General features: G+C 43.8%; 14 protein-coding genes and 6 tRNA genes. 18 read left to right on the forward strand and 2 right to left on the reverse strand.

Annotation, left to right across the window (positions count from 1 at the left end):
* The first annotated feature begins 11 nt into the window (after nt 1-11).
* The 6 genes from CXF70_RS15780 (at nt 12) to CXF70_RS15805 (ending at nt 504) form a co-directional block, all read left to right on the forward strand.
* Nucleotides 12-87 (forward strand) — tRNA-Phe (locus CXF70_RS15780).
* A gap of 5 nt (nt 88-92) precedes the next feature.
* Nucleotides 93-166 (forward strand) — tRNA-Gly (locus tag CXF70_RS15785).
* 12 nt (nt 167-178) lie between these two features.
* A tRNA-Ile gene (locus tag CXF70_RS15790) sits at nt 179-255 on the forward strand.
* A gap of 1 nt (nt 256) precedes the next feature.
* Nucleotides 257-331: transfer RNA gene (locus CXF70_RS15795), tRNA-Asn, on the forward strand.
* Between the two features lie 4 nt (nt 332-335).
* Nucleotides 336-426: transfer RNA gene (locus CXF70_RS15800), tRNA-Ser, on the forward strand.
* Nucleotides 427-432: 6 nt separating this feature from the next.
* Nucleotides 433-504: transfer RNA gene (locus CXF70_RS15805), tRNA-Glu, on the forward strand.
* Nucleotides 505-650: 146 nt separating this feature from the next.
* Here the strand turns inward: CXF70_RS15805 and CXF70_RS15810 are convergent.
* The gene (locus CXF70_RS15810; RefSeq protein ID WP_101803450.1) at nt 651-1,562 is read right to left on the reverse strand and encodes a 1,4-dihydroxy-2-naphthoate polyprenyltransferase; all 912 of its coding nucleotides are present in this window, start codon (nt 1,560-1,562) and stop codon (nt 651-653) included.
* 172 nt (nt 1,563-1,734) lie between these two features.
* On the opposite strand from CXF70_RS15810, the gene CXF70_RS15815 reads away from it, so the two are divergent.
* The 12 genes from CXF70_RS15815 to CXF70_RS15870 all read left to right on the forward strand — a co-directional run bounded on the left by CXF70_RS15815 (nt 1,735) and on the right by CXF70_RS15870 (nt 11,961).
* Nucleotides 1,735-3,126 (forward strand): isochorismate synthase, encoded by a 1,392-nt coding sequence (locus tag CXF70_RS15815; protein ID WP_101803451.1) that lies wholly within the window; start codon nt 1,735-1,737, stop codon nt 3,124-3,126.
* Entirely contained in the window at nt 3,113-4,819 is a 1,707-nt protein-coding gene (menD, locus tag CXF70_RS15820; protein WP_101803452.1) for a 2-succinyl-5-enolpyruvyl-6-hydroxy-3-cyclohexene-1-carboxylic-acid synthase, read from the forward strand. Before CXF70_RS15815 ends, menD begins: the two co-directional genes overlap by 14 nt.
* Entirely contained in the window at nt 4,809-5,630 is an 822-nt protein-coding gene (gene menH / locus CXF70_RS15825) for a 2-succinyl-6-hydroxy-2,4-cyclohexadiene-1-carboxylate synthase (protein WP_101803453.1), read from the forward strand. The genes menD and menH overlap by 11 nt, the downstream gene beginning before the upstream one ends.
* Nucleotides 5,627-6,445 carry a 1,4-dihydroxy-2-naphthoyl-CoA synthase gene (menB, locus tag CXF70_RS15830; protein ID WP_101803454.1) on the forward strand — a complete coding sequence of 273 codons (819 nt, stop codon included), beginning with the start codon at nt 5,627-5,629 and terminating at the stop codon, nt 6,443-6,445. The genes menH and menB overlap by 4 nt, the downstream gene beginning before the upstream one ends.
* A gap of 66 nt (nt 6,446-6,511) precedes the next feature.
* A complete protein-coding gene (locus tag CXF70_RS15835) occupies nt 6,512-6,952 on the forward strand; it encodes a GNAT family N-acetyltransferase (protein WP_233208663.1) in 441 nt (146 codons plus the stop codon).
* A gap of 36 nt (nt 6,953-6,988) precedes the next feature.
* A complete protein-coding gene (locus tag CXF70_RS15840) occupies nt 6,989-8,422 on the forward strand; it encodes an o-succinylbenzoate--CoA ligase (protein ID WP_101803455.1) in 1,434 nt (477 codons plus the stop codon).
* Nucleotides 8,413-9,492 carry an o-succinylbenzoate synthase gene (gene menC / locus CXF70_RS15845; protein WP_101803456.1) on the forward strand — a complete coding sequence of 360 codons (1,080 nt, stop codon included), beginning with the start codon at nt 8,413-8,415 and terminating at the stop codon, nt 9,490-9,492. The genes CXF70_RS15840 and menC overlap by 10 nt, the downstream gene beginning before the upstream one ends.
* 112 nt (nt 9,493-9,604) lie before the next feature.
* Complete coding sequence (locus CXF70_RS15850; RefSeq protein WP_101803457.1) at nt 9,605-9,832, forward strand: hypothetical protein; 228 nt, start codon at nt 9,605-9,607, stop codon at nt 9,830-9,832.
* Nucleotides 9,829-10,092 carry a hypothetical protein gene (locus CXF70_RS15855; RefSeq protein ID WP_101803458.1) on the forward strand — a complete coding sequence of 88 codons (264 nt, stop codon included), beginning with the start codon at nt 9,829-9,831 and terminating at the stop codon, nt 10,090-10,092. The genes CXF70_RS15850 and CXF70_RS15855 overlap by 4 nt, the downstream gene beginning before the upstream one ends.
* Nucleotides 10,079-10,975 carry a hypothetical protein gene (locus CXF70_RS15860; protein ID WP_101803459.1) on the forward strand — a complete coding sequence of 299 codons (897 nt, stop codon included), beginning with the start codon at nt 10,079-10,081 and terminating at the stop codon, nt 10,973-10,975. Before CXF70_RS15855 ends, CXF70_RS15860 begins: the two co-directional genes overlap by 14 nt.
* Nucleotides 10,976-11,554, forward strand: a complete 579-nt coding sequence (locus CXF70_RS15865; protein ID WP_101803460.1) for a hypothetical protein — start codon at nt 10,976-10,978, stop codon at nt 11,552-11,554. It begins immediately after the preceding gene.
* The gene (locus CXF70_RS15870; protein ID WP_233208664.1) at nt 11,551-11,961 is read left to right on the forward strand and encodes a group-specific protein; all 411 of its coding nucleotides are present in this window, start codon (nt 11,551-11,553) and stop codon (nt 11,959-11,961) included. Before CXF70_RS15865 ends, CXF70_RS15870 begins: the two co-directional genes overlap by 4 nt.
* Before the next feature lie 24 nt (nt 11,962-11,985).
* On the opposite strand, the gene CXF70_RS15875 is transcribed toward CXF70_RS15870, so the two are convergent.
* Nucleotides 11,986-12,411, reverse strand: a complete 426-nt coding sequence (locus CXF70_RS15875; protein ID WP_101803461.1) for a hypothetical protein — start codon at nt 12,409-12,411, stop codon at nt 11,986-11,988.
* Nucleotides 12,412-12,530: the final 119 nt, after the last annotated feature.

The following is a 12,530-nucleotide window of genomic DNA, read 5'->3' on the forward strand; positions in this document are numbered from 1 at the left end:
TCAAAAAATATGGGTCAGTAGCTCAGTTGGTAGAGCATTAGATTGAAGCTCTAAGTGTCGGCGGTTCGATTCCGTCCTGACCCACCATTTTTGCGGGTGTAGTTTAGTGGTAAAACCTCAGCCTTCCAAGCTGATGATGAGGGTTCGATTCCCTTCACCCGCTCCATTTTAGCATTATGGGCCTATAGCTCAGCTGGTTAGAGCGCACGCCTGATAAGCGTGAGGTCGATGGTTCGAGTCCATTTAGGCCCACCATTCCGAAGTAGCTCAGTGGTAGAGCACCGCACTGTTAATGCGATGGTCGTAGGTTCGAGTCCTACCTTCGGAGCCATACTGGGGAAGTACTCAAGTGGCTGAAGAGGCGCCCCTGCTAAGGGTGTAGGTCGGGCAACCGGCGCGAGGGTTCAAATCCCTCCTTCTCCGCCAGTAATTGGCCCCTTGGTCAAGCGGTTAAGACACCGCCCTTTCACGGCGGTAACACGGGTTCGAATCCCGTAGGGGTCATACCTTTTAAAAAACGCTCTGCAATAAAATGCAGAGCGTTTTTTTATTGTCTAAAATTTTATTTGGATTGATAATTGGTTGAAGACTTAAATAGAATTAGAATAATTATAAAAAGCATCCTCATTATGAGAATGCTTTAATATGTTTTACAAAATGTGCCCGAGCAATAAACCTATAGCCAGTAAGAAGGCAAAGAGAGTATTTGTGATTCCCGTATCTTTCATTGCAGGCATTACTTTTAAAGGCTCCGTAAAGCGTTTGAAAATCTGTATGATTTTAACTGGCTTGATGATGCTAAGGAAAACTAATAGTGCCCATGGAGTGATCATACCGAATAATACCATAGCAGCTATCCAGGCATATGAAAGAACGAAGAATGCCAGCAGTATATTAACTGCAGCCGGACGGCCGACAAGAATTGCCAAGGTTTTACGGCCGCTTGCAGCATCACCGACTATGTCCCGGATATTATTGGACATCATAATAGCCGCTACAAGAAGTGTACTGGGTACAGATAATAGAATGGCATCTTGAGTAATCGTGCCAGTTTGGATGTAAAAAGCAATAATGACGATAAGAAAACCCATGAACAATCCGGAAAACAGTTCACCAAAAGGAGTATAAGCGATAGGATAGGGCCCACCTGTATATAAATAGCCGACCATCATGGCTATTCCGCCAACCGCTATCAGCCACCAGCTGGTTTCCATGCATATATAGATGCCAAGAACCCCAGCTATAGCGTACAAAATGAACGCAAGAGCAAGAACAGTTTTGGGTTTCACACCATTACGAACAATTGCTCCGCCAATCCCTACAGACTTTTCGTTGTCCAAGCCACGGGCAAAATCGTAATACTCATTGAACATATTGGTTGCTGCTTGTATCAATAGGCTGGCAACGAGCATTGCAGCAAATAAAAGCCAATCAATCTGTGTATCTCTTATAGCGATCATCGTTCCTAAGAAAACTGGAGCAAATGACGCTGTCAAAGTGTGCGGACGGGTTAACTGCCACCAGACGCGCCAGCCGCTGTCCGCATGTAAAGTTGTTGTCATGTTGTATCTCTCCTCTATATATTCCATATTATATTGTACTGCAAATTTGTTCGGATTACAGCAAATGTTGTGCTGATTTTAGGAGAAAAGAGTATGATAGAGGGTAGAGATTAAAAAGTTTGTGAGCTTGTCCAGGAATACTGGGGGCTACCATATAAACGGAGGTAATTTGATGAATCGACCACAGTATTCATCGGCCGAAAAACAAGATAATTCAAGGTATGTCGCATGTCGCTTTTATACAGAAACGATTGAGGTAAACAGAATGTCAGCTTTGGCATTTTTCGAAGCAGGGGAAACTTTTTACAAAGGAAAACGATTCTTCTGGCAAAACCCGGAGAAAACTTTTACACTTGTCGGCCTGGGACATGCACATGTATTAACGGCGTCGAATCACCAAGGGCGGTTTGAAGATGTCAAAAGTAATTGGCAAAGCTTATGCAAGCAAATTGTTAATGAAGAACATTTCGTAGAGCCGATTCTATTTGGCGGTTTTTCGTTTGATCCTTTAAACAAGTCGAAAAGTATATGGCGCGAGTTTCCTGAAGCTTATTTCGCAGTGCCGACTTTCCAGTTGGTGATAAAAAATGACCGTGCATATATCAGCATTCACTTGATTACTAAAAAAGAAGATACTTTCCCTGAATTTGAAGCATTGCGGAAAGAACGGGATAAGTTGATCCATGCTGCACAAGTATCTGAACCTGTTGCTTATAAAAAACCTGAAGTCACCGGTAGGGAAGAGCTGAAGAAAGATTCGTATCTTTCTTCAATCGATAAAGTGACTGGAGTGATTAAGGCAAAACAGGCGGATAAAGTCGTTATAGCCAGAGTATTAAGGTTGGACTTTGACAAATCTTTATCCTCTTCATCAGCCCTATATCAGGTTTCGAAAGAACAGCCTGAAAGCTTCCTTTTCGGACTTGAATCTGAAGAACAATTCTTTTTTGGAGCTACGCCTGAACGTCTTGTGAAAGTTGAAGATCGACAGGCTTTATCCACTTGTCTGGCTGGCTCAACTCCAAGAGGGAAAACTGTCGAAAAAGATAATGAGCTTGGCAATGAATTATTGAATGACAGAAAGAATCGTTCTGAACATCAGTATGTAGTGGACATGATCAGTAATGTTTTTTCAATTCATTGCAGCGAACAGTTTGTGCCAAAAAAACCAAAATTGATGAAGGTAAGAGATATCCAGCATCTTTATACACCGGTTGAAGGTGAATTGAAGCAAGGATCGAATTTGATTGACCTTGTACGCGACCTACACCCGACACCGGCACTTGGCGGGGAACCGCGCCAGTCGGCCCTTAGCCTGATCAGACAGTATGAAACGATGAATCGGGGCTTCTATGCTGCGCCCATCGGCTGGATAGATGCGAAAGGCGATGGCGAGTTTGCCGTGGCGATCCGTTCGGCTTTATTGGATGGGAAAGAAGCTTATTTATATGCAGGGGGTGGAATCGTCGAAGATTCTACTCCGGAGTCGGAGTATGCTGAGACTTGGGTGAAATTCCGTCCGATGCTTCGTGCCTTGGGAGGTCAATTGAGTGACGAATCGTAAATATCTTACCGAATATGTTTCTGCGTTCACCCATAGCTTGGTGAATCAGGGAGTGAAGAATGTGGTGATCAGTCCGGGTTCGCGGTCGACACCACTGGCTTATGCCTGTATGAAGGAAGAGGGGCTGACTGTTTACCGTCAGATTGATGAGCGATCGGCTGCTTATTTTGCATTGGGCATGGCGAAAGCTTCTAGACTACCGGTGATGCTTCTTTGCACATCAGGAACGGCAGCGGCAAATTACTTTCCTGCAATAGTCGAAGCTTTCTATGCCAGAATTCCATTGATCGTTGTGACGGCTGACCGTCCGCATGAGCTTCGGGAAGTCGGAGCGCCCCAGGCAATCAATCAAATCGATCTTTTCGGATCACATGTTAAATGGTCGGTCGATTTGCCGATGCCTGAACCTGAAAACCGTTTGGATTTTTTGGTGCGCCATCTACACCGTTCAGTTAAAAGTGCAGTCTCTGAGCCGAGAGGTCCGGTTCACTTAAATGTGCCTTTCCGTGAACCGTTGATCCTGGATTTTGAACAGCAGTATGACAGTGCAGGTGAAATAACTCACTTGAAAGGTGAGGCACGATTATCGCAGTCGGTTGAGCAATTCTTAATGGAAACTGTACAGACTGACAAGGGGCTCCTGGTTATCGGTGAAATGACCGAGAAGATGCCTGCTGAGTTTTGGTCATTTATCCGTAAATTGAATTGGCCGGTGATTGCAGATCCTTTGTCAAATGTTCGCGGGAATGTAGAGGATAATTGCAAGGATTTAATAATCGACAGCTATGACGCCATTCTGAAAAGCGAAGTATTTAAAGGGGTGATGGAGCCTGATGTGGTCATTCGTATCGGTCCACAGCCTGTCTCAAAACCTTTAACGCTTTATTTGGCTGCTGTAAAACCGAAAACGTACGCTGTTTTTGATGAATCACCGATGATGCGGGATGCGCAATCTGTTGTTACCCATCATATCCAGGCTTCTACAGATGGTTTTTGGCAACTGCCGATCGAGGTTAAGAAATCCAATTCTTATACCGAGAAATGGACAGCTGCTTCCGAGTTATTCTGGGAACTTGCAGAAGTCCATTGCAATGAAAAATTGGATGAAGGTGTGCTTGCGAAAGTTCTTTTTGATGAACTCGACAATTGTGACCTTATTGTCAGCAGCAGCATGCCGATCCGTGACACGGATACTTATTTCAAGACGACATCACGTGATGTCATGATTTATGCAAACCGCGGAGCCAATGGCATCGACGGCGTCGTGTCGACGGCATTCGGCGTACAGGCAGCGAAGAAGCGCCCGGCATATCTGTTTATCGGGGACTTATCGTTCCTGCATGACATGAACGGGTTGATTTCTTCAAAAATGCAGGAGACGGATTTGACGATAATTGTGATGAACAACGACGGTGGTGGAATCTTCTCATATCTGCCGCAGTCACAGGAAGAACGTTATTTTGAAGAACTGTTCGGTACTCCTACCGGATTGAAATTTGAGGATGCTGCGAGAATGTATGATGCTGATTATGCAGCTGTCGAAACGAAAGAGCAATTTGTTGAAGCGCTTCATAAGAAAAAACAAAAGGCCGTTAAGATTGTCGAAGTGTTTACGGACCGCGAAACGAATGTGCGGGTCCATAGAGAGTTATGGAATCGGCTGATTGAGGAGCTGGACGGCCATGGAAATTGAAGGCGTCAATTATCATATTGAACTGATGAATGAAGATAAAGATCAGACGCTGGTACTTCTCCATGGCTTTACAGGAAGCACCAAAACTTGGCACAAGGTAATTACTGGTTTCAAAGAATATAAAATCGTGCTTATCGATTTGCTTGGCCATGGCAGCACCGACAGTCCGAAAGATCCTGAACGGTATTCGATGGAGCTGCAGCTGTGGGATTTGGAAAAGATATTTGACCATTTGGGACTTGCGAACTTTGCATTAGGAGGTTACTCGATGGGCGGAAGAACGGCTCTTGCCTATGCCTGTAAATTTCCTGAAAGGCTTTCGGTTTTATTGCTGGAAAGTTCTTCGCCTGGTTTAAAGACTGAAGAACAACGAAGCGAACGCCGAGAGCGTGATGAAGCGCTGGCGGAGCGGATTGTCAGTAGAGGAATTGTTTCTTTTGTCGACAGCTGGGAAAAAGTATCGCTTTTTAGAACACAGGACGCATTGCCCGAGCATGTTAAAGCAGAAGTCAGGGAAGAACGGCTGGCTCAAGATCCAATCGGTTTGGCAAACAGCCTGATCGGCATGGGCACGGGTGCGCAAGGATCCTATTGGGAAGCAATAAGCCAGCTGCAGCTGCCGGTTTTATTGGTTACAGGACAGATGGATGAGAAGTTTACGGCGATTGCGGAAGAGATGGTTTCTTTGATGCCGAATGCCGAACACAGGGAGATTATGGCGGGACATGCTTTACATGTGGAAAAACCTGCTGAATTTGCTACAATAGTAGGGGAGTATTTAAAAATGAATTTTTTAGGAGGAAAATCATGACACGTGAATGGGTAAGTGAACGTACATATGAAGATATCAAATATGAAATTTATAACGGGATTGCGAAGATTACAATCAACCGTCCGGAAGTGCGCAATGCATTCCGTCCAAAAACGGTCCATGAATTGATCGACGCGTTTTCACGCGCTCGCGATAATTCTGACGTTGGCGTTATCGTATTGACTGGCGAAGGGGAAAAAGCCTTCTGTTCAGGCGGGGACCAAAGCGTCCGCGGACATGGCGGTTATGTTGGGGAAGATGAGATTCCACGTTTGAACGTTCTTGATCTTCAGCGGTTGATCCGTGTAATTCCTAAACCGGTTGTAGCGATGGTTGCTGGATATGCAATCGGCGGCGGGCACGTATTGCACGTTGTATGTGATTTGACGATCGCTGCTGACAACGCACGTTTCGGCCAAACTGGCCCTCGTGTCGGTTCGTTTGACGCTGGCTATGGTTCAGGTTACCTTGCTCGCATCATCGGCCACAAGAAAGCGCGTGAAATCTGGTACCTGTGCCGTCAGTACGACGCTCAGGAAGCACTTGATATGGGCCTTGTGAACACTGTGGTGCCATACGAGCAGCTTGAAGATGAAACAGTGAAATGGTGCGAAGAAATGCTTGAAATGAGCCCGACGGCACTTCGCTTCGTAAAAGCGGCGATGAACGCGGATACGGATGGCCTTGCTGGACTTCAGCAAATGGCTGGTGACGCTACGTTGCTTTACTACACAACGGACGAAGCGAAAGAAGGCCGCGACGCGTTCAAAGAAAAACGCAAGCCGGACTTCGGTCAATTCCCGCGTTTCCCTTGATCTTAAATAATTGAAAGCTGTCCTCTCGGGGGCAGCTTTTTTTAGAATGAACGGAGAGTGTTGGAAGTGTCGATTCAATATAGGAGTTTTACCAAACTGGAGCCAGGAGAGTTATTGGATGGACTGGTTTCATTGCATACGGAAGTTTTTGGCAGTTCAGATGATTTGGCTGGAAGAATGGCTGAAAAACCGAAATTACATATAGATCTTGCATTGGATGACGAAAGGGTAATAGGCTATAAAATCGGCTACGCCTTAAACCGGGAGCAATTTTACAGCTGGCTTGGTGGTGTTGATGAAAGGTATCGGCATCAGGGAATAGCGCGCGAATTAATGGAGCGGCAGCATGAATACGCGCGGGATGAGTCATATAACGCCGTAAGGACCCATACAAAGAATAAATGGCGAAGTATGCTGCTGTTGAACATTCAAAGCGGCTTTGACGTCATCGGCACTTATACAGACGATACCGGAGAATCGAAAATTATTTTAGAAAAGAAGCTGTGAGTAAGAATTCAGCTTCACAGAAAGGAATTTTGAATAATGAGCTATCCGAACTGGCTTAGCCAAAGGGCACATTTAAGCGGCAGCCGAATGGCGCTGTCATATGGCGGGCAGCAATGGACATTCGCGGAAATCAATGATGTGGCGAAAAATTATGCAGGCAGGTTGACTTCTCTTGGCATCACTTCCGAAACAAGAGTTGCAATTCTCGCCAAATCGCATCCTGAGTCTGTGTTTGTTATGTATGCATGTCTTCATATCGGCTGTGAAATGGTCATGCTGAATGAACGGCTTTCAGCGACGGAATTGGATTATCAATTGCAAGATTCGGAAGCTGCTTATTTATTGGTGGATGAAGAACTGCAAGGGAAACTCTATTCTGGCAATAAAATCAGTTTTTCCGAGATTCAAAATGCAACGCCTTCCAAATTCACAACCGAAAAAGATTGGGCAGAGGATCGGACGATTTCAATCATGTATACATCCGGCACCACAGGATATCCAAAAGGTGTAAGGCAAACAGCGGAGAACCATTTCTCAAGTGCCGTTTCCTCGGCATTGAATATTGGCATTGCACCCGGGGACGTCTGGCTCTGTGTCATGCCGTTATTCCATATCAGCGGCTTTTCGATACTGATGCGGTCACTCATCTATGGCATGGGTGTACAGCTTCATCCGAAATTCGATGCAAAAGTCTGTGCTCATGAATTAAGCAACGGAACCGTGACTCATATGTCTGTGGTGGCAGTGACACTGGAGCGTGTTTTGAGTGAGCTGGAAATGGCTAACCTCCACGTTTCGCCAAATTTCAAAGCGATGCTGGCCGGCGGCGGTCCGGTACCGATTTCATATATGGAACGGGCTGAGAAGTTCGGCATCTCTGTTCTGCAGACATACGGTATGACTGAGACTTCCTCACAAACGACCACATTGCAGCCGGCAGATGCCAAACGGAAAATCGGTTCTTCCGGCAAGCCTTTATTTTTATATCAAATAAAGATCGGTGACAATGCATTACCTGGTGAAAAAGCGGAAATCCAGATTCGGGGGCCACAGGTGACACCGGGGTATATCGGCAAGTTTGCGGAGCGGGATGTGCATGAGGATGGTTGGTTCCATACGGGTGACATCGGCTATTTGGATGAAGAGGGTTTCCTGTTTGTCGTTGACCGGCGTTCGGACCTGATTGTATCCGGTGGTGAAAATGTATATCCGGCGGAGATTGAAAAGGCCTTGCTTGGGCATCCGGCAGTCCGGGAAGCCGGGGTTTGCGGCATGCCAGATGAGCAATGGGGAGAAGTGCCGGCGGCTTTTGTCGTGCTTAATGGAGAAGCGGCAATGGAAGATTTGAAGGATTTTCTGAAATCACAAATTGCCGGCTATAAAATTCCGAAAGTGATCCGCGCAGTCCACTCATTGCCGCGCAATGCTTCGAATAAAGTACTGAGAAGAGAGTTGAAATCATGGGTGTAACGATTTGGGAAATCAGTTTTCAGCGAATCCATAAAAAGCTTAAGAAACCGTTTGTCACTTCCCTGCAGACTGTGAACGAGCGTGAAGCAATCATAGTAACAGTCGTATCTGACAGCGGGTTAGAAGGTTTTGGAGAATGTGTGGCATTCTCAACTCCCTGGTATACGGAAGAAACGGTGGAAAGCTGTGCCTTTGTGATGGAGCGGGTTTTAAAGCCGTTATTGCTGGATAAGACCCTGTCATCACCTCACGAAGTGGCTACTGCCTTTACACCGGTCAAAGGCAATAATATGGCGAAAGCGGCCATCGAAATGGCTGTTTGGGACCTGTTTGCAAAATATGAAAAGGTTCCGTTATGGCAGTATATTGGCGGAATCCATAAGGATATTCCGGCAGGTGTCGTGGTTGCCGCCAATCATGACCGCCTTGTTGATGACATCAATCTTGCTGCTTCTAAAGACTATAGCCGCATCAAGATCAAAATCACCCCGGAATCCGATGTCGCTTTATTGAAGGGGGCAATCAGCCGTTATCCTGATATATTGTTTTTTGCTGATGCAAATGGCGGATTCAATAAAGACAGTTTTGACCAGCTCATTCTTTTTGATGATATCGGATTTAGATTAATTGAACAGCCTTTTGGCGAACAGGAATGGGATCTGCACACACAGGCAAAAAAACAGATGAAAACGCCGATTTGCCTGGATGAAAGCATTAAAAGTTTCCATGATGTAGAGCGGATGATCGGGATGCAGGCAGCCGATATCATTGTACTGAAAATGGGAAGGTTTGGGGGCTGGCATGAAACGTTGAAAATCGTGGAGTTATGCCGCAGCAATGGTATTGGAATGTGGGTTGGAGGCATGATTGAATTCGGTGTTTCAAAAGCCCATAACCTCGCGTTGGCTTCGCTGCCAGATATAGTGCTGCCTGGCGATTTCTCAGATTCCCGGCATTTTTGGGAACAAGACCTGATTGTACCTGAGATTGAAGTTGTCGGTGGGAAAATCGAATTGCAGCAACAGGCAGGAATCGGCTATGGTGTGGACTTAAATAAAGCTGACCTCTAAGAGGTTGGCTTTATTTTTTTGTTTTTTTATAGGTAGAATATGATACGATTAATTGGAACTTTCTGTATAGTGCGTAATTTAATTCAGTGTAAAGAAAAGGAGTCGTGAAAAGATGATGATGAAAAGATTTATCGCATCAATGGTTCTGCTCTTAATTGGTTCCATCTGTTTTACTGGAAATGTAATTGCTGTAGCCATCAATGCAGAGAGAGGCGGTCAAAGTGAAGTCGGCTACTCACTTTTGATTATCTGTGGATTATGTGTGGCGGCAATATTTTTTATCGCATTCTGGTTAGAGCGGGATTATCAATATACCCAAAAAGGAGAGGACATATCATGAATTTCTGGAAATTCATGATATCGTTTTTTATTGTCAGCACGATTGCTGATTTTACTTATCTTAAACTTGATTTCTTTCAGTACAGCTTATTTAAGGCAGATGTTTTTCAATGGGTAACACTAATCAAGTTTTTAGTGGAAATTATAATTTTTGCTGTTTTGCTTTATGGATTATACAATCTGCTGGAATTTTTGGAGAAATGGCGGATGGAACGAAAATACATTAAAACACAAAAGGAACTGGCCAATGAAGCAAAGTAAAATGAGCGCTATGAATCCAAGATTGTTTTTTAGTATATTGTTCGTGATAATTATCGGCTGGATAGCTGCAGCCACCTATGCTTTTTCGCAGGAGCTGGAACAGCCGGTTTATCTGGATCATTATTTTGAGGACTATGCACATGAAAATTTGCAAATGCAATTCTATTACATAACGAATAAGGATGATAATGAAACAGTAAACATGATAACCCTAGGCGATTTACCGGCTTTCATTGAAGACTTTCAGCAAGGGACATCCTATGTGCAGCAATTCGGCTTGCATGAATTAAGGACGCTCAGTGTCAAAATGGATCCATATGAGCTAAGTCAGTTAAAAGAGAAAGCTGTTATAAACGAAATCACCGTTTATTTGACTAATGGTGATTCATATACTGCTGACATTGGTGAAATCGTAATACATCCTGCAGAAGAGTCAACAAAACCTTATCTATCCCAAGTGTCTTCAGGAAATGGTGATTTGACAGTTTCCTATCTGGAGGCGGAAGAAGAAATAACGATAAATGGTTTTGAACCACATTTGCCTCCTTATGGTATGGCTGATTTAAATGTTCATCTACCGAGTGTTGAAGATTCCTTTAATGAAGTTAATTACGTAAAGAAGGTTGAGAAACGGCTTAAAGAAGGAAATGGTGTTGAAATACAGGACTTGGAGTTCCCTTTAAAGCTTAAGAAAAATGATGGTTTTGCACTCTCGATTCAGAATAAAGGAAACATAAAATATGTATTGAATTCATGGGCAATGATTGATGGTGAAGATAAAAACGGTACTGCTATAAGATTTCCGGCTTCTCTATATCACATTCCGATCTTGACGCGGGAGGATAGTCGTACAATTATAGAACGGAAAGGAGCGGGTAAATAAATGAAAAGATCTTTGGGACAGATTTTATATGGATACGTCTTCATTTTTCTCGCTATCCGTATTGGAGTTGACATCTTGGCGGATCCGATAGGATATTGCCTGATTGCAGCCGGTTGCTATAAAATCGGGGAAGTTATTGAAGACGGCAGGAAAGCCGCATATATCTCCATTGGATTAATTTTTATCTCAATCCCTTCGGTGTTCATTGATTTTAATCTTGTTGACAATGGGCCGTGGCATTATTACGCCAATTTTTTATTTGCTGGAGAAATTGTTCTGACCTTTTATCTGTTCAGGATGTTAATGAAGTTGGCTGCTGAAAATGGGGAAATGGGATTGTTTAATAGAACACAGCGTTTATTCAATATTTATATTCCCATAAATTTGCTTATGTTTGGTTTAAGTGCTGTCATGATAGCTTTTGTAAATGAAAGTATGCACATATTGGCATTTCTGCTGATAATCGTCTTGTTGATGTTAAATATCGCATTTATTATTCTTCTTATCGCTTTTCGAAAAGCCGTTAAAGATGAAAAGCCGCTTACTTTTGAATTGGGTGAAGGGAGTAAGGAAAAATGATGAAATTTTATATCGCTTCGAGTTTTGCCAATAAAGATAAGGTCAGAGAAGCTGCAAGTATTCTTAGAAAGGCGGGATACGTGCATACCTTTGACTGGACAGCGAATTTGCGTGCATCTTCGGTTGAAGATTTGGAGCTGTATGGAACGCTGGAGAAGAAAGCGGTGCTTGAGGCAGATTTTCTGATCGTTTTATTGCCAGCAGGAAAAGGCAGCCATATCGAATTGGGAATAGCGCTTGGACAAGGAAAAACCGTGTATCTTCTATCAGAAAGTGAAGAGCTGTTCGATTTTGAGGTTACCAGTACTTTCTATTACTTACCGGAAGTCAGGATACTAGTGGGAAAATTGAGAGACAATATCGAAACGGTCCAAAAATTCATAACACAGCAAAAAAGCGTCCGATGACAGTCATCGGACGCTTTCTGCATTTCATTTAAAAACGGGATTTCGGGACGATTTTAATGCTTTGAAAAGAAGTTGAACCAGGATGAAAACAGATGTTGAGGCCATACATGTGACAGCCAATAAAAAGAAGCTGTCGGCAAATTCCTCGTATTTGAAGGCCAAAGTCAGATAGGCGCCGTCTTCGAAGCCTGTTGGCTGATAAAAGAAAAGATGGTCAAGCAGGAGATCGAGTGTAGAGAAAAGCCAGCCGATTACGAATGCCGCAAAAATACGCATGCCGTGAGCCAGCATTTTTTCTTTTCGGTCTTCAGGAAACTTCAGCATTAGGGCCAGCAGTGCCGTACCAATGATTATAATCGGTATTTCCAATTGTTCTACATACATGGAACGGGTTAACATCAGACTTGTCAGGATCGCTGCGACTGTCATAGCGGCGAATAATTTTTTCATCCGGACCATCCTTTTCAAAAAGAAGTTATTTTCAGTATACAATAAAAATGAAAATTCCGAAAATAGGTCTTAGATTTTGTTATTATAATAGATTTAAAAAAAGAACACACCCGCAATGG

Origin of the sequence: Planomicrobium sp. MB-3u-38 (assembly GCF_002836425.1) — a bacterium.
Classification (GTDB): domain Bacteria; phylum Bacillota; class Bacilli; order Bacillales_A; family Planococcaceae; genus Planococcus; species Planococcus okeanokoites.